Origin of the sequence: Ectopseudomonas guguanensis, assembly GCF_900104265.1 — a bacterium.
GTDB lineage: Bacteria > Pseudomonadota > Gammaproteobacteria > Pseudomonadales > Pseudomonadaceae > Aquipseudomonas > Aquipseudomonas guguanensis.
This window is the reverse complement of record NZ_FNJJ01000005.1, coordinates 278,819-302,685: the sequence shown is the minus strand read 5'-3', so window position 1 is coordinate 302,685 and position 23,867 is coordinate 278,819. Positions and strand designations below refer to the sequence as shown.

General features: G+C 63.6%; 20 protein-coding genes. 2 read left to right on the top strand and 18 right to left on the bottom strand.

Annotated features, from left to right (window positions below):
* Nucleotides 1–4 precede the first annotated feature (4 nt).
* Nucleotides 5–901 carry a GNAT family N-acetyltransferase gene (locus BLS61_RS10030; protein WP_090430370.1) on the bottom strand — a complete coding sequence of 299 codons (897 nt, stop codon included), beginning with the start codon at nt 899–901 and terminating at the stop codon, nt 5–7.
* Nucleotides 901–2,730: a lipid A export permease/ATP-binding protein MsbA gene (gene msbA, locus BLS61_RS10025; RefSeq protein ID WP_090430368.1), complete on the bottom strand. Its 1,830-nt coding sequence runs from the start codon at nt 2,728–2,730 to the stop codon at nt 901–903. The genes BLS61_RS10030 and msbA overlap by 1 nt, the downstream gene beginning before the upstream one ends.
* Before the next feature lie 255 nt (nt 2,731–2,985).
* Between msbA and BLS61_RS10020 the strand changes: the two genes are divergently transcribed.
* Together BLS61_RS10020 and BLS61_RS10015 are read left to right on the top strand one after the other, a co-directional pair.
* Nucleotides 2,986–4,050: a hypothetical protein gene (locus BLS61_RS10020; protein WP_394328140.1), complete on the top strand. Its 1,065-nt coding sequence runs from the start codon at nt 2,986–2,988 to the stop codon at nt 4,048–4,050.
* Between the two features lie 42 nt (nt 4,051–4,092).
* The gene (locus tag BLS61_RS10015) at nt 4,093–4,707 is read left to right on the top strand and encodes a lipopolysaccharide kinase InaA family protein (protein WP_090430365.1); all 615 of its coding nucleotides are present in this window, start codon (nt 4,093–4,095) and stop codon (nt 4,705–4,707) included.
* Here BLS61_RS10015 and BLS61_RS10010 read toward each other — a convergent pair.
* The 16 genes from BLS61_RS10010 to glnE all read right to left on the bottom strand — a co-directional run bounded on the left by BLS61_RS10010 (nt 4,704) and on the right by glnE (nt 23,783).
* A complete protein-coding gene (locus tag BLS61_RS10010) occupies nt 4,704–5,882 on the bottom strand; it encodes an O-antigen ligase family protein (protein ID WP_090430363.1) in 1,179 nt (392 codons plus the stop codon). The genes BLS61_RS10015 and BLS61_RS10010 overlap by 4 nt on opposite strands.
* Before the next feature lie 40 nt (nt 5,883–5,922).
* On the bottom strand, nt 5,923–6,825 hold the full coding sequence (locus tag BLS61_RS10005; RefSeq protein WP_090430362.1) for a glycosyltransferase family 2 protein: 903 nt from the start codon (nt 6,823–6,825) through the stop codon (nt 5,923–5,925).
* A 93-nt stretch (nt 6,826–6,918) separates the two neighbouring features.
* A complete protein-coding gene (locus BLS61_RS10000; protein WP_090430359.1) occupies nt 6,919–7,869 on the bottom strand; it encodes a glycosyltransferase family protein in 951 nt (316 codons plus the stop codon).
* Between the two features lie 21 nt (nt 7,870–7,890).
* Nucleotides 7,891–8,949 (bottom strand): hypothetical protein, encoded by a 1,059-nt coding sequence (locus tag BLS61_RS09995; protein WP_139205546.1) that lies wholly within the window; start codon nt 8,947–8,949, stop codon nt 7,891–7,893.
* The gene (locus BLS61_RS09990; protein WP_090430355.1) at nt 8,946–10,067 is read right to left on the bottom strand and encodes a glycosyltransferase; all 1,122 of its coding nucleotides are present in this window, start codon (nt 10,065–10,067) and stop codon (nt 8,946–8,948) included. The genes BLS61_RS09995 and BLS61_RS09990 overlap by 4 nt, the downstream gene beginning before the upstream one ends.
* Nucleotides 10,054–11,808, bottom strand: coding sequence for a carbamoyltransferase family protein (locus tag BLS61_RS09985; RefSeq protein WP_090430353.1), 1,755 nt, complete (start codon nt 11,806–11,808; stop codon nt 10,054–10,056). Before BLS61_RS09985 ends, BLS61_RS09990 begins: the two co-directional genes overlap by 14 nt.
* A gap of 12 nt (nt 11,809–11,820) precedes the next feature.
* Nucleotides 11,821–13,266, bottom strand: coding sequence for a lipopolysaccharide kinase InaA family protein (locus BLS61_RS09980; RefSeq protein ID WP_090430351.1), 1,446 nt, complete (start codon nt 13,264–13,266; stop codon nt 11,821–11,823).
* Nucleotides 13,266–14,009, bottom strand: a complete 744-nt coding sequence (locus BLS61_RS09975) for a lipopolysaccharide kinase InaA family protein (RefSeq protein ID WP_090430348.1) — start codon at nt 14,007–14,009, stop codon at nt 13,266–13,268. The genes BLS61_RS09980 and BLS61_RS09975 overlap by 1 nt, the downstream gene beginning before the upstream one ends.
* Nucleotides 14,006–14,740, bottom strand: coding sequence for a lipopolysaccharide kinase InaA family protein (locus tag BLS61_RS09970; RefSeq protein ID WP_090430346.1), 735 nt, complete (start codon nt 14,738–14,740; stop codon nt 14,006–14,008). Before BLS61_RS09970 ends, BLS61_RS09975 begins: the two co-directional genes overlap by 4 nt.
* Complete coding sequence (locus BLS61_RS09965; RefSeq protein ID WP_090430344.1) at nt 14,737–15,702, bottom strand: glycosyltransferase family 9 protein; 966 nt, start codon at nt 15,700–15,702, stop codon at nt 14,737–14,739. The genes BLS61_RS09970 and BLS61_RS09965 overlap by 4 nt, the downstream gene beginning before the upstream one ends.
* The gene (gene rfaP, locus BLS61_RS09960; RefSeq protein ID WP_090430342.1) at nt 15,703–16,509 is read right to left on the bottom strand and encodes a lipopolysaccharide core heptose(I) kinase RfaP; all 807 of its coding nucleotides are present in this window, start codon (nt 16,507–16,509) and stop codon (nt 15,703–15,705) included. It abuts the gene before it with no gap.
* The gene (locus BLS61_RS09955) at nt 16,506–17,630 is read right to left on the bottom strand and encodes a glycosyltransferase family 4 protein (RefSeq protein ID WP_090430340.1); all 1,125 of its coding nucleotides are present in this window, start codon (nt 17,628–17,630) and stop codon (nt 16,506–16,508) included. Before BLS61_RS09955 ends, rfaP begins: the two co-directional genes overlap by 4 nt.
* A 9-nt stretch (nt 17,631–17,639) precedes the next feature.
* Nucleotides 17,640–18,644, bottom strand: a complete 1,005-nt coding sequence (gene waaC, locus BLS61_RS09950) for a lipopolysaccharide heptosyltransferase I (RefSeq protein WP_090430338.1) — start codon at nt 18,642–18,644, stop codon at nt 17,640–17,642.
* A 1-nt stretch (nt 18,645) separates the two neighbouring features.
* Nucleotides 18,646–19,689 carry a lipopolysaccharide heptosyltransferase II gene (waaF, locus tag BLS61_RS09945; RefSeq protein WP_090430336.1) on the bottom strand — a complete coding sequence of 348 codons (1,044 nt, stop codon included), beginning with the start codon at nt 19,687–19,689 and terminating at the stop codon, nt 18,646–18,648.
* Between the two features lie 83 nt (nt 19,690–19,772).
* A complete protein-coding gene (locus tag BLS61_RS09940) occupies nt 19,773–20,696 on the bottom strand; it encodes a branched-chain amino acid transaminase (RefSeq protein WP_090430334.1) in 924 nt (307 codons plus the stop codon).
* Between the two features lie 144 nt (nt 20,697–20,840).
* Entirely contained in the window at nt 20,841–23,783 is a 2,943-nt protein-coding gene (glnE, locus tag BLS61_RS09935; RefSeq protein WP_090430332.1) for a bifunctional [glutamate--ammonia ligase]-adenylyl-L-tyrosine phosphorylase/[glutamate--ammonia-ligase] adenylyltransferase, read from the bottom strand.
* Nucleotides 23,784–23,867: the final 84 nt, after the last annotated feature.

Genomic DNA, 23,867 nt, shown 5'->3' with positions numbered 1-23,867 from the left:
GGCTTCACACCTGATAGACCGGCACCCGGTTGCACCAGCGATCCTTGTACTCGCGGTCGGCACGGCCGAAGGAGTAGCGCAGCGGCTTGCCCAGGGCCCGTGCATGCGCCCACTCGTTCTGTGTATTGACGAAGCTGAGCACGCTACCGGGGCTGAACTCACGCTGCTGCGGGTCGACCCCGCCGTTGATGTACTCCAGGCTGATCCACTGCGGCGCCTCGACCCTGTATAGCACCTGGATCGCCACGGGTTCGTCGTTCAGGTAGATCAGCGAGCCGGTCATGAAGTCGCGCAACAAGCCGAACACCTCGGCCAGGTGGGCCTTGCCCGTGGCCTCGAAGCCCCAGCGGCGCAGGAACAGATCGGCATAGATGCGCGCCTGCTCCTCGGGCGTCAGCTCCAGCATCGGCCGGATCACGCCACCCGCGTCTTCCAGCAGGCGTTGCTCGCGGCGCTGGTTGTAGCGGAACTTCTTGCTGTACTGCTCAGGTTCGCGAGCCAGCGCCAGCCCCTCGGGCTGCTCACTGATGCCGATTACCTGGGCTGCATTGAGCTCGGACAGGTAACGGGCGCGATGGCGCAGCGGCACGCGCGCATCGGCGGCCAGGGGCAGGATGATCTCGGCATTGCCCAGGTCGAACAGGCCGCGCCGGCCCTGTTGTTTGAGCACATCCTTGGACAGGGCCAAGTAGCGCCCCCAGGTCGGGATCGCAGCCCGTAGCTGGCCATCGACGAACCAGCCCAGATAGCGCACCGAAATGCCAGCCAGCTCGGCCAGCCGCGCCACCACCTCGGGATGAGTCGCGACACTGCCGCCGAAGCGCGCCCAGGCCTCGGCGTAGTCACTGGCGGAAATCGGCGTCCAGCCACGCTCACGCCAGAATTGCAGACGGTTCAGCATCAGGCGTTCTGCTCGACCACGATGGACTCGCCACCTTCCTCGAACTGCTTGGCATGCAGGCGGGCGTAATAACCGTTCTGCGCCAGCAACTCGGCATGACTGCCGCGCTCGACGATCTGCCCCTGATCCATCACCAGAATCAGATCGGCCTTCTCGATGGTGGTCAGGCGATGCGCGATGACCAGGGTGGTGCGCCCCTGCATCACCTGATCCAGCGCGGCCTGGATATGCCGCTCGGACTCTGTGTCCAGCGCCGAGGTGGCCTCGTCGAGGATCAACAGCGGCGCATCCTTGAGCAGCGCGCGGGCAATGGCCAGGCGCTGACGCTGACCGCCGGAAAGCAGCACGCCATTCTCGCCGACCAGGGTGTCATAGCCCTGCGGCATCTTCTCGATGAACTCGGCGGCATAGGCATCGCTCGCCGCCTGCTGCACCGCTTCCAGCGGCGCACCAGCCAGATCGCCATAGGCGATGTTGTTGCGTACGGTGTCGTTGAACAGGGTGACGTGCTGAGTCACCAGGGCGATATGGCGGCGCAGGTTGCGCAGGCGATAGTCCTCGACATCCAGCCCATCGAGCAGGATCTGTCCCTGCTCATGGTGATAGAAACGCGGAATCAGGTTGGCCAGGGTCGACTTGCCGCTGCCGGAGCGACCGACCAGCGCCACCATCTGCCCGGGTTCGGCGACGAAGGAGATGTTGTTCAGCACCGGCTTTTCCGAACCCGGATAGCTGAAGCTCAGATCACGCACCTCGAGCCGGCCGCTGATGCGCTCACGCTCCTGAGTACCGTGATCGACCTCCGGGGCTTCGTCCAGCTGTTCGAAGATGCTCTCGGCGCCGGCCACACCCTTCTGGATGGTCGAGCTGACTTCCGAGAGCTGGCGAATCGGCTTGGGCAGCAGGCCGGCCAGGGTGATATAGGCCACCAAATCACCGGCCGAGGCATCGCCACGCAACAGCAGAACCAGGAACATCAGCACCGCCATGGCGCTGTAGATCACCAGCTGCAGCGACGGGGTGTACACCGCACCGGTGCGCACCATCTTCAGCTGCTTGTTCTTGTTCTCCTCGCTGGCCTCCAGGAAGCGCTGCTTCTCGTAGTCCTCGCCGCCGAAGCTGCGCACCACGCGGTAGCCCTGAATGCTCTCCGAGGTGACATGGGTGACGTCACCCATGCTGGTCTGGATCTTCTTGCTCTGCTTGCGGAATTTCTTGCTGGTGCTGGTGACCATCAGGCCGATGACCGGCAGGATCGCCACCATCACCAGGGTCAGCCGCCAGTTCATCCACAGCAGGGTGGCGAACAGGAACACCACCGTCATACCTTCGCGCACCACCACCTTGATCGCATCGGTGGCCGCGCCAGTGACCATGGTCACGTTGTAGGTGATGCGCGAGATCAGGTGACCGGAGTTGTGGTTGTCGAAGTAGCGATTGGGCAAGGTCAGCAGGTTGTTGAACAGCGCCACGCGCAGGTCCTGCACCAGCCCCATGGAGACCTTGGCCAGGTAGTAGTTGCCCAGGAACGAGCCGACGCCCTGCCACAGGGCGATCAGCACGATCAGCAACGGCACGGCCTGCAGCAGCTTGAGATGGGCCAGCCAGGGCGCATGCTCGAGCAGCCAGGGCACGCCTGCGAACAGGCTGGCATCGGGATTGGACAGGCCGTCGACGAAGTACTTGAGGATGTAGCCCAGCATCGGCTGGGTGGAGGCGAAGATCAGGAAGCCGAAGATACTGACGGTGAAAAGCCCCCAGTAGGGGACCACATAGCGCAGCAACCGCAGATACACCTTCATGCTGGATTGCTGGTTGGAATTGGCCATTCGGCTCGCCTCACGCACTGGCAGGATTAGCAAGGGGCGGATTGTAACAGCCCCTCAGGCGTAATGATCCACGGCGCACCCTGAAGTTTCTCATTCAGGCCAGATCGGACATAAGTACCTGCGGGAGTAACCGAATGACATCACTCGCGTGTAAGATCCCCCTGCCAATGATGATCAGGCACGCCACCCACGGCGCTACTGCTCCCAGGCTCACGGGAATCGACGCCCTGCACTTGAAATCCGCCCCACTGCGAACTGATCACGAAACACATGAATAAGCGCCCACAACTCGTCTACCTGGCCTTTGGGGCTGAGATCTATCAGTTCGAAGCAATCTTCAGCATTGCCTCGGCGCTCGCACGATGCACGCAGCGCGACTGGGATATACAGGTGTTTACCGATGCTCCGGCTCTCTATGCAGGCTTGCCGGTAACGACCCGTGAGATCTCGCCGCAATGGCGGGGACCGCACGGTTACCACTTCCGCATCAAGCATGCAGCCCTGCAAGAAGTGCTGCGTGAACATGAAGTCGCGGCCCTGGTGGACACCGATACCTTCTTTCACGAGTCACCAGCAAAGCTGTTCGGGCGCATTCAGCCAGGTCATCTGCTGTGCAACGCCATAGGCTCGAGATTCGTCGACGTCGGTCACTGCGCGACATTCCTGGCGGCACTTGAAAGCAGCGGCCTGCTGGATTCGTCGATGCGCCAGACAAACTCGGGGGTCATTGGCCTGCATGCGGCTGACAGCAGCCTCCTGGAACGCTCCATCACCTTCATGGACGAGTATCATTCCGCGGCGACGGGCGTTTATACCTTCGAAGAGATATGTCTCGCCCTGGCAGCCCACAAGCGACTCGCACTACGGGAATGCCCGGACCTTCTGCATCATTACTGGAGCCGCAAGGCCCATTTCAGGGCCAAGGTCCTGGCGTGGCACCACAAGCATCGCGAGACCCCCACGAGCGAGTTGGCGCTCCGTGATCTGCGCAATGTCAGCGTCCACTTGCCTCGCCCACCTCAGCCCTTGCGGACCCTGCAAAAGATCGCAACGCTCGCGGTACCCAGGGAGCAGCGTCAGTTCACACGCGAATCGCTCTATGGCTGCTACCGCTACTCGAACGAGTTCGACCGTGCGTGTGCCACGGTGTGGTGGGAAAAGGCGCTGGAGAACGCCGAGCGCAGGATGGTGGCGCGGCTCAACATGGATACGTTAAACCTGTGGCTGAACCATCCGGTTTTGCGTACCCTCGCAGGCTCGTTCCATCAGGACCTCGCTCGACACCTTGGCACGCTGCGTGCCGAAGGCGACACCCTCTGAGGGGCCACCGCGTGCAACAGTCGAAATCCCCTACCGCCCGATATGATCACACCCATCGCCCAAACCCTGTCGCCGGCCGCTTTTGACCAATTGGTAGCCAATGCCCGTAGCATCGAGGAAGACAGCTACGGGCCCAAGGTCTACCAATTCGAGAATGGCGACTACCTGAAGTTGTTCAGGCGTAAGCGCCTGCTCTCCTCGGCATTGCTCACGCCCTACTCGGTACGTTTCTGGCGCAATGCGGTGCGGCTCAAAGAATTGGGTATCCCCACGATCACCCCGTTGCAGCTGTTCAAGCTGCCAAAGGCAGGATGGACGGCCGTCCGCTATCAGGCACTGGCCGGCACCACACTCAAGTCAGTCTACGAGCGAGATCGTCAGTTGTCGGACGCACTGCTCGAACAACTGGTGGCACTGTTCAGGACCCTGCACCGCAAAGGCATCTACTTCCGCTCGATGCACCTGGGCAACATCGTGCTGACGGAGGATGAGCAGTTGGGGCTCATCGACATAGCTGATCTGACCTTCCAGTCGCGTGCGCTGTCACGCAACAAGGCCAGCCGAAACCTGGCTCATTTCGAACGCTATCTCAAACACAACGACCTCATGGCAGAGTTCCCGTTCGAGAAACTCTGCACAAGGGTGCTCGCGCGTTAGGCAGCAGCCGAGATGGGTGCACCAGGCGCCCGTGATCTTTTGATCTTGCGCAACACCGCGAGGTGAATGGCTATGGGAATCCAGACGAGGAACCAGTGCTCCTTGGGCCTGGACATGAACGAGCCTCCCTCGGTCATGCCCGCCATGAAGCCATACACCAGAAGCGTGGAACTGATGAGCACCAGGCCGGAGCTGCGCAAGCGCCATGCGCCGAAAAAACCATAGGCATAGATCGCCAGCCACAGCGCGCCGCCAATCAGGCCGGTCTGATAAACCACCGCAAGGGTCAGGTTATGCGGATCAGCGAGCAGGACATTTACATCCGTCAACACGATATCGATGTCCGCGTCGTAGCCATGCCCGAACCACAATGCCGGCATGATCTGGCGCCACGTCTCGACCCAGATGAATGGCCGATAGGAGAGCCCTCTCTCAACTAAATTCGCACCAAAAAGCCATAGGCCCGCCGCAGCGATTATCCCCAGAGCCGTTGCAAGCCAGACGATGCGGCGATCGGCAACCAGAACCAAGAGCCAGACGAAGCAGAAGCCCAGAGCCAGGAAGGGTGTACGAGACCCCGTCTGGAACAGCAGGAACACCAGGATAACGAGCATCATGAGTTTCAGCGGCCGCAGCCGCGAAGAACTCAGAAGCGCTCCGAGCCAGAGAGCGGCGAAGAATCCATAGACGTGCGATGTGAGCAACGGGTTGTACAAGGCGCCGAAGCCTTCGAAGCGAGCCTGCTGCCCTGCTGCGACATGGGCAACACTGCTCGCCAGCGCGGCCAATGCCGCCACACCGCCCGCCAACCCAAGGGCCTGCACGAGGCGGCGCATATCGTGCTCCCCCACAGCGGCCACGGCCACGATCAACATACCGATGTAGAGCGGGTGCTTTAGCTTCGAATAATCGGCTGCTCCGGGTGACCAGGCCAGCGATAGCATCACGTAAAACGAAAAAACGATGAACAGCAGGAAAAGCGGCTCTTCCCGCAAAAAGGAAAAACGTCGCCAGCACAGGCAAACAACGATGAGCGTCGGTACAGCGCCCATGATGTAGTAGAGCTTGTGATAGAGCGAGCGATCGCCGATCCAGAACATCCCCGTCAACAGCAGGAACAGGGCAACCGGCATCCAACTGGATACATAGCCCTTAAACAGTCGATCACGCAGCATACTTATATTCAATCAGCCCAACCGGCTTAAGACGTCAAGTTCACGAGAACCACATACGCCAGATACCGCGAATGACTTTCGCGTTCCAGCTGCGCAGCGGCAATTCGCTCAGTAGTTCACGCGCCAGCGTCTTGTCACGGCTGGAGGACTTGAGAAACATGGAAGTGATGTACTTCAACCGCACGCGCACATAGGCGGGATGATCTGCAAACAGCGCATAGGTCTTCAGCATGTTTTCCACCATGAAGCGCAAGTGCTTGTAGGTGTTGTGCTCATGCTTGCGATAATCCGCCAGCACCTCGGGCAGGATATCGATGAAATAGCCCGCCTTGAGGATGCTCAGACAAATGTAAACGTCTTCCAGACGAATTTCGGGATTGAAGCCGCCAACCGCTTCCAGCGCCTCGCGCCTGAACATCAGCGTGGCCGCTTGTGGGCCGGGCTTGCGATCGAGGAAAAGGTCGTCGAAATCCAGGCGTCGGAACGGCAGATGACGCTGTTTCTGCTCTTTCTCCGGTAACAAGTCACCCTTCGCGTCGATCATGTCGATATTGGCCGAGCAAATACCGACTTCCGGCTTGTCCTGCAGATACGCCACCTGCACGGCCAGGCGCTGGGGCCGCATGATGTCGTCAGAACCAAAGGGGACGATGAGGCTTCCACGGCTTCTTGCAATGGCACTATTCAGGGTTCGGCTCAGCCCACAGTTCTGCTGCACCTGGAAATCGAAGCCATACTCAACTTGCAGGCGCGAGATTCGCTCGACACTGTCATCCTTGGACCCATCGTCGATGACCAACAGCTCGAAGTTGGTGTAGGTCTGTCCCATCACGCTTCTGATGCTGGCCTCGATGTAGTCAGCATGGTTGTACGAGGCGATGATCACCGAAACGAGCGGCGAACCCTGCTCTGCACTGTTGCCGACTGCCGCTAATTCACTCAATTGCTTTCCCTCGGATTCTTCTCGAAAAGACCGCCCCACCGCCCATCATTCGCCCGGTGGAAAGCGCAAGGACAATGCCATCGGCATTGCTATTCAAAGGCCCAACCATGCCAGCCAGCCTGCGCGCCGCTCAGGTACGCGAAGTGCTGGCCGCATCGCCTCGACGATCTTGTGCCCGATCCGATCGAAGCCATATTGCTCCTCGGCCAGGCGGCGCCCGGCCTGGGCAATACGCAGAGCCCGCTCGGGATCGGCCCTCAGCACCGCCAGCTTTTCTCTCAGCTGAGCCACCGTTCGGTACAGAACCAGATTCTCCATGTCGACGAAGCCCAGCGCCGAGTTCTCCACCTCGCCATGGTCGTAGGCAAGCAGCACACAACCACAGGCCATCGCCTCGAAGTTCTTGATCATGTACTCGCCCATGCCCACATCCGCACTGACGAAGAATCGGATGCGATTGAGGGTCTCGCAGTATTCCTCACCCGATTTGGTCTTGGTGACGAGCAGGTTCTCGTGGCGCCCCAATTCATCCAGCAGCGCCTTGCGACCACTATAGGCGACGCTCTTGGTGCTACCGACGAACGCCAGCTCGATGTCTCGCTCGCGATCCGAGCAGGTCAGCAAGGTCTGGTCATAGCCCTTGGGGACGAAGCAGGCATCGAAGCCCTCTTCACGCAGGCGCTGGCTGACACCAGCACCGGAACTGATGACGCGTACCCAGGGCATGCGGCGATAGTGGGCGCTGAACTTGCCCGTGTACTTGCAGGGGATGTAGTTCTGATAGGCGTCGTGCTCGAGGATCACCAGATTCGGCAGCGTACGAATGAACCGCCATTGGCGCATTTCCTTCTTGAAGCGCAGGAAGAACAGGATGCGGTCGTACTTCGCCACATCGACGTGTTCGCGGAAGTAACGCTTCAGATTGGCCTGCTCGTCACTGCTCAGCCAGCGTATGTCACAGCTGTCGCACGCCTCGGCAATGCCGTCATACAGCCGGTCCAATATCGCTCGCTGCTCGGCCTGAACCAGAAAAAGCACGTTCACCGCAACACCTCGAAAACACGACTAGGAAAGATCACGAGAACTCCCTGAAACGCTCTCGCCCAGCAGCCTGGCCAGATGCTCCTTCTGCGACCGGCTCAATACCTTGCTCCACGTCTGCATACCCAGGCTTTGGCCTGCAGGAATGGCCTTGCGCCGCAGCTCCTCCGCATAGCCACGGCCGCAGGCCTGCGCATAGGGATCGGCCTGCATCACCGCAGCGTAGTAAGCCAGCTTGGCATGGGAGCGGGAGCGCGAAGACAGGAACAGACTGCGCAAACGAAAGTTCAGACGGTGCCACCAGGCGGGCCTGGGCTTGGTGGTGGGCACCTCACGCACCGCCTCTATGGCATGTGCCGAGAACGCCTCGCCATGGCGCTGGAAGAACGCAGCGACCAGGTGACGCCAATAGTTCTTGCCCGAGAAGTAATGCTTGATCACCCCGCGAGACTCGGCAGGCCGTCCCAGATGCCTGGCCGCGACGCCAACGGCGAACTGCTCGATGATATGGATCTCGGGAACCATCGGATGCATCACGTCGATCAGGGCCAGCGTTTCATCCATCAAACCCGAGGCATCGGTCTGGAAACCCAGGACCCCGGAGTTGATCAGCAACATCTGCTGGTCGACGCCATGGTGCTCTGCCAAATAGGGCGCCAGAACATCATGCAGAACCTCACCCTTGTATTCTTTCCAGACACCCTCGACTTCATCGACGAGCCAGGGCGCTTTTGCCAGTCGCTCGAAGAGCCTCACCGGCGAGTCCAGAAAGAAGGTATCCGTATCGATGAAGATGCTTTGCTCGGCATACTGCAATGCATCGCGGATGGCAGCAGCCTTGCGGCGATGCAGATAGCTCGCCGGGCCTGTCCAGGCCTTCAAGGTATCGGCATCGAGCGCAATCAGATCGACCGGCCAACCCTGGAACTGCCCAGGCTGGTCGGTGTAGAGCAGAATTCGGGGGCAGGCGCCCTGCGCATGGTACAGGGCCGAGAGGATGCTGTACTTGGCCTCCTGGTGATATTCCGGCTTGCCGCCGTAAACCAGATAGACCAGTTGCCTGGATACGCGCTCAGGCATCATGACTTCCTCGACGGCATCAGGCCCAGCGACCAGAAACGAGCATGGGCACCTGCGTCCGTGAAACAGTCCTTCACCGCGTGCTCGGCACCTTTGCGCTCGGTGGTCGGTAGAGCCGACAGGCGAGATGCCAACATTGCATGGTCACCCAGTGCAAACAGCGCTTGCGGCTCGCCAACCACCTCGGGAGCACCGCCACAATCGGTCGCCAGCACCGGCAGCCCGGCTGCCATCGCTTCCAGCAGCACCATGCCGAACGGCTCATGGTCGGAGGTCAGCACGAACAGGTCGAACGCCTTGAAATAACGACGACCATTCGGCACCTGGCCGAGAAAACGCACCGCCTCGCTGACGCCCAGCTCCACCGCCAGTGCCTTGAGCTGCACCTCCAGGCGGCCGCTGCCCATGATCGCGAGCAGACTGCCTGCCGGCAGTTGCGGCAACGCCAGAGCGAAGCCGCGGATCAGCGTGGCCTGGTCCTTGTCCGGGTGCAGACGACCGACGTTGCCGACTACCCAGGCATCCGGCGGCAAGCCCAGCTGCTCGCGCGCAACCTCACGGGATACCTGCTCGGCCTGTATGGCCTCGACATCGATACGGTTGTACAGCGTCTCGATACGCTCGGCCGGCCAGCCGGGCAGGCAGGCGCGCATGTCGTCACGTACAGCGTTGGACACACCGAGCAGCGCCAGGCGCTTGCGAAAGAAGTTGGCGAACAGCTGTCGGGAACGACGCTTGTAGTCACCGAAGGCGTGATGCACGCCGATCACCGGCAGGCTGCTGCCGAGCAGCGCGACGTAGATCGGCTTGAAGCGGTGGGCGATGCACAGGGCGAAGTCGCGCGAAGCAGCGATCCGCCGGAAATCGCGGATCGCCGCCAGCTTGAGGCCGCGCACCTGGGCGCTGGAGTAGTCGAGGAAAATGACCTCGTCCGAGGCCGAGCCGCGCTCGACCTCGGCACTCGGCTTGCCGGTCAGGTAAACCGTGCAGACCTTGTAGGGCGTGCCCTGAAACAGCACGGCGTATTGCCGCGCGCAATCCAGAAAGGGGCCGTCATAGCCGTGGCAGAACTGCAGAACCCAGCGTTCACCTTGGCCAGGAGTCTGCTCAGACGTGGTCATACCAGTCCTTGCCATCCTTGACCACGAGAATGTCTTCCATGATCAGGTACTGCAGGTCGGAGCCGTAGAACATGTTCAGCGCATCGGTCGGCGAGCAGATCATCGGTTCGCCGCGGCGGTTGAGCGAGGTGTTCAGCGACACGCCGTTGCCGGTGAGCTTCTCCAGCTCCAGCATCAGGTCGTACCAGCGCGGGTTGTACTGGCGCTCCAGCACCTGGGCGCGCGAGGTGCCGTCCTCGTGCACCACTTCGCCGACGCGCTCCTTCCACTCCTCGTTCACCTCGAAGGTGAAGGTCATGAAGGGGCTCGGGTGATCCACCTTGAGCATCTTCGGCGCCACGGTGTCGAGCATCGACGGGCAGAAGGGTCTCCAGCGCTCGCGGAACTTGATCTGCTCGTTGATGCGGTCGGCCACGCCCGGCACGCTCGGGCAGCCGATGATGGAACGGCCGCCGAGGGCGCGCGGGCCGAACTCCATGCGGCCCTGGAACCAGGCCACCGGGTTGCCGTCGACCATGATTTTGGCGATGCGCTCGGGGGTATTGTCGATGCGCTTGAACACCGGCTTGTTCGGGTGCTTGGCGCAGGCGGCGATGACTTCCTCGTTGCTGTACGAGGGGCCGAGGTAGACGTGCTCCATCTTCTCCACCGGTACGCCGCGCTGGTGCGAGACATAGGCGGCGGCGCCGACGGCGGTGCCGGCATCGCCGGAGGCCGGCTGCACGAACAGCTCCTTGACGTCGTCGCGGGCGATGATCTTCTGGTTCAGCTTGACGTTCAGCGCGCAGCCGCCAGCGAAGGCGATCTTGCCGGTTTCCTTGAGGATGTCGCCGAGGTAGTACTCCATCATCTGCAGCGCCAGCTTCTCGAACAGCGCCTGCATGCTGGCCGCGTAATGGATGTAGGGATCGTCGGCGATGTCGCCCTGGCGCTTCGGGCCCAGCCATTCGATCAGCTTGGGCGAGAAGTAGTAGCCCTTGCCGTTCTCCTTGTAGCGACGGAAACCGATGACGTTGGCGTACTCGGTATTGATGATCAGCTCGCCGTTCTCGAACTTGGCCAGACGCGAGAAATCGTACTTGGCGGCGTCCCCATAGGGCGCCATGCCCATGACCTTGAACTCGCCATCGAGCATCTCGAAGCCCAGGTACTCGGTGATCGCGCCGTACAGGCCGCCGAGCGAATCCGGATCGTAGAATTCCTTGATCTTGTGGATCTTGCCGTTCTCGCCCCAGCCGAAGAAGGTGGTGGCGTACTCGCCCTTGCCGTCGATGCCGAGGATCGCGGTCTTCTCCTTGAAGCCCGAGCAATGGTAGGCGCTGGAGGCGTGGGCCAGGTGGTGCTCGACCGGCTCGATCTTGACCTTCTTCAGGTCGAAGCCCAGCTGTACCAGGCACCACTCGATACGCTTCTTGTAGCGCTTGTAACGGCGGTTGCCGAACAGGATCGCATCGAGGGCGCGATCCGGCGCGTAGGCATAGCGCTTGGCGTACTGCCAGCGGGCCTTTTCGAAGATGCTGATGGGGGCGAAGGGAATCGCCACCACGTCGACGTCCGACGGTTTGATCCCGGCTTGTTCCAGGCAGAACTTGGCCGATTCGTAGGGCATGCGGTTCTTCGCGTGCTTGTCGCGCACGAAGCGCTCCTCTTCCACTGCCGCGATCAGCTTGCCGTCGATGTACAGCGCGGCGGACGGATCGTGACTGAGGGCGCCGGACAGGCCGAGAATGGTCAGTGCCACAGGTTTGAGCCTCTAATTCGGGCAGGTGCCAGGCACCTGCGGTAAACGTTGGTCGAGCAACTGGTGCAGGGCGGAGTCCGCCGGCCAGTTGCGCAGAAAACGGGCGCGGTCGCGGGCATAGGCCCGGGCGAAACTGCGCGTACTGCGATGCTGGCGCATGGCGTCCAGGTCGATCAGCGACCAGGCGCCCTGCGCGTCATCCCAGAACAGATTGTGCCCCTTGAAATCACCGTGGCTGATGCGTTCGCGCAGCAGGGCAGCGAACAGTCGATCCAGCGCCAGCAGCTCGTTTTCCGGGGGTACGGCCTGCCTGTATGCCTCAAAACGCGCAATTATATCCTGCCCGCCGCAATAGTCGGTAATCAGGTAAGCGCGGCCCCGTAGCCAGCACCAGCGCCGCTCGATGACCGCCAACGGACGCGGCGTGGCGATGCCGAGCAGCTCCAGGCGATTGCCTTCGATCCAGCTGTGCCAGGCGCGGCTGGGTCGCCAGAAGCGCTTGAGCCAGTGCAGCCAGTTCTTCACGTTGTAGCGCTTGACCACCAGCTGCCGGCCATCGAGCTCGACGCGTGCCACCGTGGCGGCACCACCGGTCTTGTAGATATGCCCGGCCTCGATGCGAGCATCCAGGTCGTGCAGCAGCGGCTGCAGGGCCGCCTCGGCCTCGCGACGAACCACGCGCAGGCCGAAGGCGCCGATGCGCGCGGCGAACAGGCTGCAGTCGCGCGCCGCCTTCTTCAGGTAATCGCGCAGCCGCCAGCGACGCACCTTGGCGATCTCGGCCTGGAGCATTTCCAGCGGCAATGCGTGCTCGCCATTGGCCAGCAGATAGTGGATCAGCAGCTCTTCGAGAAAGGGATCCAGCTCGGCCGGCAACTGAGCGAAGAACACGCCGAGGTTTTCCAGCACGCGCGCGCGGGACAGCGGCTGGCCCGGCGTCTCCCAGCGCACGCCGCCGCCATCGATCAGGTACAGGCGCCCCTCGTGCCGCAGCAGGTTGTCCAGATGCAGATCGTCCTGCCACAGGCCCTGAGCATGCATCTGCCCGATGGCGCCCAGCGCTTCTGCCAGCACCCCTTGCTGGCCATCGCCGAGCAGCGCTTCCTGCGCGACCTCGCGCCAGGCCTGCCAGAGGCTCTGCGCACCATGCAGATACTCGAACAGCAGCCAGCCGCCCTGCCCCTCGACGAATCCGTGCGCCAGCAGCTCCGGCGTGACCAGGCCCTGACGGGCCAGGCGTTCGGCGCCCTCCAGCTCACGCTGGAAATGCCGCTGCGCCTTGCCGCCCACCAGCACCTTGGCCAGCACCTGGCGCCCCTGCCAGCGGGCGATGCCGACATAGCGCTGCCCTGGCAAGACGCGCAGCAGGTGCTCCAGCACCAGAGGCTCACCGGCCAGCTCCAGCGTCAGCGGCAGCGCCGGCGTACGCCCGGCCTGAGTCAGTTGCTGCAAAGGCATCAACGCGCCTCCTTGTCACGCTGGCGAGCGCCGAGCTGGCGCGACCAGACGTCTAGGTCAGCGGCGGCGCCCAGATAGGCTGTCAGCAGCTCGCGCACCTCGGCCTCGCTCCAGACCCTGGCGCGGCGCAACAGCGGCTCCAGATCCCTGATCCGATCACGCCGCCCGAGCACCAGCGGCCGGGTCTTCTCCAGGTCGATCAGTTGCGCCTCGACGTCACCGCCCTGCTCGCGCAGGAAGATGTGCTTGGGATAGAAGCAGCCATGCACCTGCCCAGCCTGGTGCAGGCGTCGCGCCAGCTCACCACAGGCACGCAGGATCGCACTGCGCTTTGGCCGCTCCAGAGTCGGCCAGTGTTCCAGCCAGTGGGCAAGATCGCTCCAGCCGTCGAGCGCACGAGTCAGCAGAACGGCCCTACGCTCGCCCGGCAGCTTGCGCTGGCCGAAGAAGGCCGCCTGCAGGGCGGGTATGGCCAACTGCGAGTAGCGGCGGATATTGCGAAACTCGCGAGCGAAGGTGGGTTCGCCGAACGGGCGCAGCAGGCTGTGGGTCAGGTGATTGCTTTGGCGCTTGAGGTAGAAGGCCCGCTCGTCCAGTTCCAGGCGATACACGGTGCTCCAGCCACCGCGCTCGGTGTTGGGCTCGTCCACAGCCTCCAGCTTCAGCGCCCACAGCGCCTCGAAACTGGCCAGGCCGTGGCGCTCGAGCAGTGCGCGATCCTGCGCGGCGATGAAATCGCTCATTCGCGTCCCTCGAAGAACTTGAGAATCTGCAGTACGCGCTGCTTGTCGCCGCGGCTCAAGCGGCTGCGCTGGCGATACTGCAGGTAGAAGCGCAGGCGTTGCGTGCGCGACAGGTGGTATTTGGCGACCTTGTCCAGGCAGGCCAGGTCCTTGACGATGCGGTAACGCAGCAAAGGCCCCCACCAGAAGCTGCCGGTGGGGCAATCGATAAAGAACAGCTCGGCCTTGTCGTTGACCAGCAGGTTGCGCCACTTGAGATCGTTATGGGTGAAGTGGTGATCGTGCAATGTCCGGGTATGGTTCGCCAGCTGCCGACTGACCGTTGCCACCCAGCGTGAATCACGCAGCCGGGCATCGCCCTGGTTGGCCATCTCGGCCATGTCGCGGGTGTTTTCCAGCTCGCGCGTCACCAGCGCGCCGCGCCCGAACGCGCCAAGCCGGCGCTCCAGCCCATGCGCGACGATCGGCGCGGTGGGGATGCCCCACTTGGCGAAGAGCTTGAGATTCTGCCATTCGGCCTTGACCCGCGGCCGCCCGAGATAGCGGCGCAGCCCCTTGCCGGCCCCCCAGTAGCGCTTGACGTAATAGCGCGTGCCCTGCAGCTCGACACGAATGACCTCGGACAACGGGTCGGAGGTCAGGCGCTCGCCTTCGAGGGCGAATATGGCCTCGAGCGTACCGAACGCCTCGAGCAGTTGCGGATCGTGCAGGTCGTGCTTGCAGCCCGTCATGCCGGCCTTCCTTTCCAATCCGGCAGGGCCTGCACGATTCGGCGCAGCGGAATGAACGGGCGCCAGACTGTCTTGCCCAGCCATTTAAAGCTCAGCACCGGGTTGACCACGCAATTGAGCTCGTTGAAACCCGGGCGCCAGGTGAAATCGGTACGGCGACGAGTGATGGTGAACGTGCGCAGCCCCATGAGCGAACCGAGGTGGCCGCCCCCGGAGTCATTGCTGATGACGACCGAGCAGGTGCGCAGGAAATCCACCAGCCCTTTCAGATCATCGAATGCCTGCACGCTGCAGTCCGGGTATTGCGCAACCAGCGCTTGCCGCTCGGGTGGAATGCCGACGATCTCGACCAGCCATCCGCGAGCAGCCAGACGACGGACCAGGCGGCGAAAGCCGGACGGTGAAAAGTTCTTGCTGGCATGGGGCGTCGTCGGAAAAATCGCGACGCGCCGCTCCGCATCCACCGGCGGAACAGGCATCGCCTGCAGGCCTGCAATGGGCTGGGCCAGATCGACCCCCAGTATCTGCTCGGCATAAAGATCGATCCACTGCACCATGCTCTTGCCGGCCTTCGGATCGCGACAGATCACGTTATGCGCCCCTGGGATCTGATGCCCGAACAGTGACACGGGCTGTTGCTCAGGCTTGAATGCGCGTGGAAGTTTCTTGCCAGCCAGATAGGCCACATTGCTCAGCGGCGCGTCGACCTGCCAGTCGATGGCACAGATCACCAGGTCATTGCGCTCTGCCAGCCCCGCCACATCGGGTTTGCCGCCGACTATCTCCAGACCGGGCAGGTATTCGCGTATGGAAGCCAACGAAGCGGAAGCCAGGCTGACCTTCGCCCCGGCGGCCTGCAGACGCCAGGCCAGGCGCAGGAACACGGTGGTATCGCCAAGCGCCGGACAGGGTACGAGCGCGACGCTCACCCCAGGGCCGATCAATGTCTTGCTATTCGACATCTACAGTCGATCTCCATAACGCTGCTTACGCTCATACAGTTTCGCCGCCTTGCGCTCCAGCCAGGCCAGCAGGCTCGCCTCTTCGCGCAATACCTGACGCAGGGGGCGCTGGAAGTAGCTGCGCAGGAAACGCAGCTTGTCGCGGCCAGTAAGGCCGATATCCAGCGCCGAAAAGTACAGCGCCGCCAGGTCCTTGTCGCGCCAGCGGCGAGGCACTGCGTCTCGGACCTGGGCGCGGTGGAGGTCGATCACCGACAGACGCAGGTCGCCTGCCTGGATCGGCCGCTCGGTATGCAGCAGGAAGTGGCAGATATAGCAGTCGCGATGATTGACTCCGGCGCGGTGCATCTCGCCGGTCATCTGCGCCACTCGCTCGATCAGCGCCCACTTGAGCGCCGGCTTCGGCACCTGCTGAGCCCAATTGAGGCTGAGCTGCTCCAGGTCGACGGTCGGCGCCAGCTCCTCGGTGATGATGAACGAGTGCTGGCTGGCCGGATTGCTGCCGCGCTCGCCGTAGGCCACAGCGGTCATGGTCGGCACGCCGGCTTCGGTCAGGCGCTGAATGGCCTGCCATTCCTGCCCGGCGCCCAGTACCGGGGCCTTGGCAGTGAGCAGGTTCTTGGCGATCTCGCCCCAACCGATGCCACGGTGGATCTTGACGAAGTAGCCACGCCCGTCGACCTCGGTACGCAGGGTGCGCCGGCCTTCCAGCTCGCGGTAGACCTGGCCCTGCAGCGCCTCGACGGCCTCGAAGGCATCGCGGCCCGCCCACAGGCTCTTGAAGGGTTCGGCGAGGATCAGCTTCACGCGCGTCTCTCCGCGAGGATCACGTCGGCGGCCTTCTTCGGCATCGAGTACAGGTCGGCGCTGTCGGCGTAGGCCAGGCCGTTGCGCCCCCAGAAGGCACGCTGCCGCGGATCGGCAAGCATGTCGGCCAGGGTGCGGTTGAGCTGCTCCTGCTCGAAGGGGCTGGGCAGCACGCGGCCGCAATCGGCATCGGCGATGTAGTGGGCGTAGCCGCAGACATCGGTGACCAGCACCGGCAGGCCGGACACCAGCGCCTCCAGCAGCACGGTGCCGGTGTTCTCGTTGTAGGCCGGATGGATCAGCAGATCGGCGCCGAGCAGAAAGCGCGGAATGTCGCTGCGCCCCTTGAGTATCTGCACCTGATCGGACAGACCCAACGCCTTGACCTGCAGCAGGAAGGGCTTGGGATCATCCTGGCCGATGGCGATCAGCCGCGTGCGCTTGCGCAATTCGCGCGGCAGCGAAGCCAAGGCCTTGAGGCTGCGATCCAGCCCCTTGGTCTTGAAGCCGGAACCGATCTGCACCAGTAGCAGGTCCTCGTCGGCCAGCTTGAATTCGCGGCGGAATTCGCCGCGAATCTCGCCGGCATTGGCCGGCGCGCGGCGATCCTGGGCGATGCCCGGCGGCAGCAGGTGAAAGCGCTGCAGCGGCGTGTTGTAGTGCTTGATGAACAGCGGCTGCTGTACCTCGGAGATCATCAGGATCTCGGTCTTCGATTCGGGCGCGAATACCGCACGCTCGTAATCGGCGAAGTGCTTGTAGCGGCCCCAGCGGCGATAGATCGGGTTGCGCAGGGTCTGCGCCTTGTCCTCGAAACAGCCGTCGGCGGCGTAGTACACGTCGAGACCCGGCATCTTGTTGAAGCCGATCACCCGGTCGACCGGGTCGCGTGCCAGGTCCGCCTGCAGCCAGGCGGTGAATTTCTCGTTGCGGCGGTGATTGAACAGCGCCCGCACCGGTGCCACGCGCACGTCGAAGCCACCGGGGTTTTCCCCTTCCCAGATCGGCGTGTAGACGCGAATGGCATGACCGCGCGCCTGGCACTCCAGGGCAATGCGCATGAAATCGCGCTGCAGCCCGCCGAACGGGAAGTACTTGTAGAGAACGAAGGCCAGTTGCATAGCCGCTCCTTAAAGGGTGCCGGGAGGGGCCAGCAGCAGCGCCTCCAGTTCCAGGCCGACGCGCTCGGCGCCAAGACCATCGAAGCAGGGCTTGTCACGGTCACCGCTGCCGGCGTTCGGGCCGCTGGCGCACAGGTGAATCTGGCTACGCCCGTAGGCGCCCACCTTGCCGGGCAGGGTCGGCCCATAGAGGGAAATGTTCGGCACATCCAGCGCCGCGGCCAGGTGGCCAAGGCCGGTGTCGACCGAGACGCAGGCGCTGGCACCGGCGATCACCTTGGCCACCCCGGCCAGGTTCAGTTTCGGCAGCACGGCAGCATGCGTGAGTCCGGCGGCGATGCGCTCGGCACGCGCCTTCTCCGTCTCGTTGCCCCAGGGCAGGCGCACGGCCCAGCCCAGCTCGTCCATGCGCTCGGCCAGCGCACGCCAGTCGGCTTCCGGCCAGTGCTTGCTGGCCCAGGTGGTGCCATGCAGGAACACCAGATAGGGCTGCGCCACGACGTCCATCATCGCCGCACGGTTCAGACCGTAGTCGCCGCTACCGACCGGCAGCGGATAATCCAGCGCCTGGGCGAACAGCTGGCGCACGCGTTCCAGGGCATGCTGGTCCTTGGCCACAGCGTAACAGCGATCGTAGAAGCGGCTGGCCAGCGGCTCACGCGCCGAATCACGATCCAGACCGGCCACCGGCGCCGAGACGTAGCGCGTCAGCCAGGCGCTCTTGAGCAGGCCCTGGGCATCGATCACTAGGTCGTAACGTGTTTCGCGCAGGCGCTGTTTGAAGCGCGCCCACTCGCCGCTGCGCCAGGTGCGCAGCGGGTGCTTGCGCCAGCGGCGGATGGCCACCGGAATCACCTGGGACACCGCCGGATGCCAGGCGGGAATCTCGGCGAAGCCTTCCTCCACCACCCAGTCGAAGCGGATGCCGGGAATGGCCCGCGCCGCATCGGTCAGTGACGGCAAGGTATGCACCACGTCGCCCAGCGACGAGGTCTTGATGATCAGCACCCGCAAATCAGTCGCCCTCGACCAACGCCAGCGGATCGCCAACCAGTCGGTCCAGAGCCTCGATCACCGGCCGCGGCTTGAGCTCGCGCAGGCAGTTGTAGTGACCAAAGCGGCAGGTACGCTCGAAACAGGGGCTGCACTCCAACCCCAGGCGAACGATCTCGACGCGATCAGCCAACGGCGGGGTGAAACCTGGCGAGGTGGAGCCGTAGACAGCCACCAGCGGACGGTTCAGCGCCGCTGCCACGTGCATCAGCCCGGAGTCGTTGGACACCACGGCAGTGGCCGCCGACATCAGGTCGATGGCCTCGGCCAGGCTGGTCTGCCCGGACAGGTTGCTGACTTCCTCACGCAGCCCCGGAATCAGGCGCATGCGAATGTCCTCGCCGCCGGCATGGTCGTTCTTCGAGCCGAACAGCCACACCTGCCAGCCGGCGCGAATCTTGATCTCGGCGACCTTGGCATAGTGCTCGGCCGGCCAGCGCTTGGCCTCGCCGAACTCGGCCCCCGGGCACAGCGCCAGCACCGGGCGATCCAGCTGCAGGCCGAACTTGGCCAGGGCGGCGTCACGACTGGCCTCATCGATCTGCAAACGCGGCTGCGGATAAGGCTGCGGCAAGGCGGCGCCCGGTTCATGGGCCAGCGCCATGAAACGCTCGATCATCAGCGGGTAGCGTTCTTTATCCAGCGTGCGGATATCGTTGAGCAGGCCGTAGCGCATCTCGCCCTTCCAGCCGGTGCGCTTGGCAATGCCGGCGAACCAGGGCACCAGGGCGGACTTCAGCGAATTGGGCAGCAGGATGGCCTGATCGTACTGACCGGCCAGCGACTTGCCGATGCGCCGGCGCGTGGCCAGATCGAGCACGCCATGCCCCAGCGGCAGGCTCAGCGCGGCGCGCACCTCGGGCATGCGCTCGAGGATCGGCCGGCTCCAGTCCGGCGCCAGCACATCGATCTCGCACTGCGGGTGGCGCTGTTTCAGGCACTGGAACAGGGTCTGCGCCATCACCATGTCGCCTACCCAGCTTGGCCCAACGATAAGTATCTTCATAAGGCAGCTTCAAGCTGCAAGCTTCAAGCGGCAGGCACAAGCGGCTACCAACCGCCTGCAGCCTGCCGCCCGCAGCCTGCCGCTTACTTGACCAGCGTACGCCATTCGGCATGACCACCGGTCTTGCCGGTGACCAGGTCGAAGTAGGCTTTCTGCAGCTTCTCGGTGACCGGGCCGCGGCGGCCAGCGCCGATCTTGCGGCCATCGACTTCGCGGATCGGCGTGACCTCGGCGGCGGTACCGGTAAAGAAGGCTTCGTCGGCGATATACACCTCGTCGCGGGTGATGCGCTTCTCCACCACCTTGATGCCGTGCTCGGCAGCCAGGGTAAGGATGGTGCTGCGGGTGATGCCGTTGAGGCAGGAGGTCACTTCCGGGGTGTACACCACACCGTCCTTGACCAGGAAGATGTTCTCGCCCGAACCCTCGGCCACATAGCCTTCCGGGTCCAGCAACATGGCCTCGTCGGCGCCACCGGAGATGGCTTCCTGCAGGGCCAGCATCGAGTTGATGTAGTTGCCATTGGCCTTGGCGCGGGTCATGGCGATGTTGACGTGGTGGCGAGTGTAGGAGCTGGTACGCACCTTGATGCCGGCTTCCAGCGCTTCTTCGCCCATGTAGGCGCCCCAGTGCCAGGCGGCGACGATCACGTGTACCTTCAGGCCCGAGGCGCGCAGGCCCATACCCTCGCTGCCGAAGAACACCATCGGGCGCAGGTAGGCGCTTTCCAGACCATTTTCACGCACGGCAGCGCGCTGCGCTTCGTTGATCTCTTCCTTGGTGAAGGGGATCTGCATGTTGAAGATGTGCGCCGAATCGAACAGGCGGTCGGTGTGCGCCTGCAGGCGGAAGATGGCGGTGCCGTCCGGGGTGTTGTAGGCGCGCACGCCCTCGAACACGCCCATGCCGTAGTGCAGGGTATGGGTCAGCACATGGGTGGTCGCTTCGCGCCACGGCACCAGCTCGCCGTCGTACCAGATCACGCCATCACGGTCGGACATCGACATCTTGCCTGCTCCTCAATTCGTTCTATGACTGTTTTGCTCCCCACCCCTGTTCACCACAGAGGCAGGATATCCGCCGGCCATGCCTGCGCTGGAACGACTCGATCATCGCGGACGGACCGTTCCTGCAGGCATGGGCACAATCGCTCAGCTCAGCTCCAGCTGCCGCCACAGGCGCATCACGGCGCGGCGCTCGTCCTGGAACTGATCGCCCGGCACCACCCCGGGCTGCTTCTGCAGCGCCTGGCGATGGGCAGCCGAACGGTAAACCTTGTAGACCTCACGCAGCAGACCGGCATCCTCCGAAGACATCAGACCGACCCGCTCCAGACCTTCCAGAATGCGGATGTTATCGGTGAATTCGAGCAGTTGCGGGTATTGCCATGACCAGGCCAGGGCCGCGTATTGCACCATAAATTCGATATCGACGATACCACCGGCATCCTGCTTCAGATCGAAGGAAGCCGCGGCGTCGAAGGCATTTTCCGCGGTGCCGGCGGCGGTGGCCCGGGTGCCGAGGTTGTCGCGCATCTTCGCCCGCATCTCGCTGACCTCGACGCGCAGCGCCTCGATATCGCGCTGACGGCCCAGCACTTCGGCGCGTACACGGGCGAATTCGCCGGCCAGCCGCGAACAGCCTACCAGCACCCGCGCCCGCACCAGCGCCTGATGCTCCCAGGTCCAGGCCTCGTTTTCCTGGTAACGCTGGAAGGCGCCCAATGAACTGACCAGAAGCCCGGCTGCGCCCGAAGGTCGCAGGCGCATATCCACCTCATACAAGGCACCGGAGGTAGTCTGGGTGGTCAGCAGGTGAATGATGCGCTGACCCAGACGGGTGAAGAACTGCGCGCCGTCGATGGGCTTGGCGCCATCGGTCTCGGCCTGCGGATCGCCGTCATGGATGAACACCAGATCCAGGTCCGAACCGTGGCCGAATTCCAGGCCGCCGACCTTGCCGTAACCGACGATGATGAAATCCGGGTCGCACGGCGTGCCATCGACACGCTGCGGGCGGCCATGGCGCTGCACCGTGTGCTGCCAGGCCAGCGCCAGGACCTGATCGAGAATGGCCTCGGCCAGCCAGGTGAGGTAGTCCGACACCTTCATCAACGGCAGCGTGCCGGCGATTTCCGAGGCAGCCACGCGCAGACCGTGGGCCAGCTTGAAATGACGCAGCGCCTCCATCTGCTGCTCCAGGTCATCCTCGGGGATGCGGATCAGGCGCTCGCGCAGCTCGGCCGCCAGCTCAGGCGCTAGCGGCGGATGGTACAGCCGCCCTTCGTTGAGCAGCTCGTCGAGCAACAGCGGGTAGCGGGCGATCTGCTCGGCGATCCACGGGCTGGCGGCGCAGAGGGTGATCAGGCGCTCCAGCGCACCGGGGTTTTCGCTCAGCAGTACCAGGTAGGCGGAACGTCGGGCGACCTTCTCCACCAACGGCAGTACTCGCTCCAGCACCAGGTCCGGCGCAGCATGCTCCACCGTCTGCGCCAGCAAACGCGGAATGAAGGCATCCAGTCGCTCGCGCCCCAGACGCTGCATGGCGCGCACCTGCGGGCCGTTGCGCAGGTCATCCAGGCGCCGGCTGGCCGCTGCCGGCTCGACGAAGCCCGCCTCCTGCAACTGCAGCACGGCCGCCTCGTCATCCAGCGCGCCCTGCCATAGCGGCAGCCATTCGGCGCCGACACAGGCATCGCCAGCCTGCGCCTCATCCTCGTCGGGGTCGGCGATCACCTGCTGGAAATGCCATTCGATGCGCCCGCGCCAGTGCATCAGACGCTCATGGAAGCTCGCCCAGTCGGCAAAGCCCATGATCGCCGCCACGCGCGCCTGATCCTGAGCATCCTCCGGCAACATCTGCGTCTGCCGGTCGCCGATGCCCTGCAGGGCATGCTCGGCATAGCGCAGGAACTCGTAACCCTCCTTCATCTCCGCGACCACGGCCGGCGGCAGATAGCCCTGCCCCTCCAGGGTCGCCAGCACCTTGAGCAGCGGCCGCTGCTGCAGGCTGAGGTCGCGCCCGCCGTGAATCAGCTGAAAGGCCTGGGCGATGAACTCGATCTCGCGGATGCCGCCGGCGCCGAGCTTGATGTTCTCGCTCATGCCCTTGCGCCGCACCTCCTGCTGGATCAGCAGCTTCATCGCGCGCAGCGCCTCGATGGCGGAGAAGTCCAGGTAGCGGCGATAGACGAAGGGCCGCAGCATCTCCAGCAGCTCGGCACCGGCCTTCTGATCACCTCCCACCACGCGCGCCTTGATCATGGCGTAGCGTTCCCAGTCGCGCCCCTGGTCCTGGTAGTACTGCTCCAGCGCATTGAAGCTGAACACCAGCGCACCACTTGAGCCGTACGGACGCAGGCGCATATCGGTACGGAACACGAAACCGTCGACGGTGATGGCGTCCAGGGCTTTTATGAGTTTTTGCCCGAGGCGGATAAAGAACTCCTGGTTGTCCAGCGGCCGCTTGACCCCCTCGGTCTCGCCTCCTTCCGGATAGCCGAAGATCAGATCGATATCCGAAGACAGGTTCAGCTCGTGCGCGCCGAGCTTGCCCATGCCGAGAATGACCATGTGCTGCGCCTGGCCGCTGCGCCGGCCGATGGGCGTACCGAACTGCGTGCAGTGGCGTGGATAGAGCCAGTGATAGGCCAGGTCGATGCAGGCATCGGCCAGATCGGAAAGGTCGCGACAGGTCTCGGCCAGCGCCGCCTGCCGGCTGAAGTCGCGCCAGATGATGCGCAGCTGCTGACGATTGCGAAAACGCCGCAGGTAGCGCCCCAGCGCCTCCTCGTCGGCGCACTCGGCCAACTGCGCCTGCAGCTGCTGGCGCAGCTCGCCTGGCGCCAGGCTGCGTTCCAGCTCGCCGGAATCGGCCAGCGCGACGAACATCTGCGGATCACGTCGGGCCTGCTCGGTGATGAAGTCGCTCAGGGCCGACACCCGTCGCCAGGCCTCGCGCCGCGCTTGCGGCCAGGTCGCGATGCGCTCGACCAGCCCCTCATGCGCTACCAGCGCAGCCTGCAGCGACTGTTCGGCGCGCTCGGCCAGGACGATCAGGGAAGGGGGCAACTCGACCGGCAACGGCAGGCTCATGGTCTATCCTTTTTTGCGGACTGCCGGATGCACGGCGCAACCGCCCGGAACCTTGCTGGCGCAGGGTGCGCGCGGCCGGCAGCG

Bases quoted from the DNA above. Each gene is read 5' to 3' on its own strand.
- msbA (WP_090430368.1), bottom strand. From the start codon at position 2,730: ATGGCCAATTCCAACCAGCAATCCAGCATGAAGGTGTATCTGCGGTTG.
- BLS61_RS09980 (WP_090430351.1), bottom strand. From the start codon at position 13,266: ATGCCTTTGCAGCAACTGACTCAGGCCGGGCGTACGCCGGCGCTGCCG.
- BLS61_RS10010 (WP_090430363.1), bottom strand. From the start codon at position 5,882: ATGCTGCGTGATCGACTGTTTAAGGGCTATGTATCCAGTTGGATGCCG.
- BLS61_RS09940 (WP_090430334.1), bottom strand. From the start codon at position 20,696: ATGTCGATGTCCGACCGTGATGGCGTGATCTGGTACGACGGCGAGCTG.
- BLS61_RS09995 (WP_139205546.1), bottom strand. From the start codon at position 8,949: ATGATGCCTGAGCGCGTATCCAGGCAACTGGTCTATCTGGTTTACGGC.
- BLS61_RS10015 (WP_090430365.1), top strand. From the start codon at position 4,093: ATGATCACACCCATCGCCCAAACCCTGTCGCCGGCCGCTTTTGACCAA.
- BLS61_RS09965 (WP_090430344.1), bottom strand. From the start codon at position 15,702: ATGTCGAATAGCAAGACATTGATCGGCCCTGGGGTGAGCGTCGCGCTC.
- waaF (WP_090430336.1), bottom strand. From the start codon at position 19,689: ATGAAGATACTTATCGTTGGGCCAAGCTGGGTAGGCGACATGGTGATG.
- BLS61_RS09970 (WP_090430346.1), bottom strand. From the start codon at position 14,740: ATGACGGGCTGCAAGCACGACCTGCACGATCCGCAACTGCTCGAGGCG.
- BLS61_RS10030 (WP_090430370.1), bottom strand. From the start codon at position 901: ATGCTGAACCGTCTGCAATTCTGGCGTGAGCGTGGCTGGACGCCGATT.
- BLS61_RS09975 (WP_090430348.1), bottom strand. From the start codon at position 14,009: ATGAGCGATTTCATCGCCGCGCAGGATCGCGCACTGCTCGAGCGCCAC.
- BLS61_RS09955 (WP_090430340.1), bottom strand. From the start codon at position 17,630: ATGCAACTGGCCTTCGTTCTCTACAAGTACTTCCCGTTCGGCGGGCTG.
- glnE (WP_090430332.1), bottom strand. From the start codon at position 23,783: ATGAGCCTGCCGTTGCCGGTCGAGTTGCCCCCTTCCCTGATCGTCCTG.
- BLS61_RS09990 (WP_090430355.1), bottom strand. From the start codon at position 10,067: ATGACCACGTCTGAGCAGACTCCTGGCCAAGGTGAACGCTGGGTTCTG.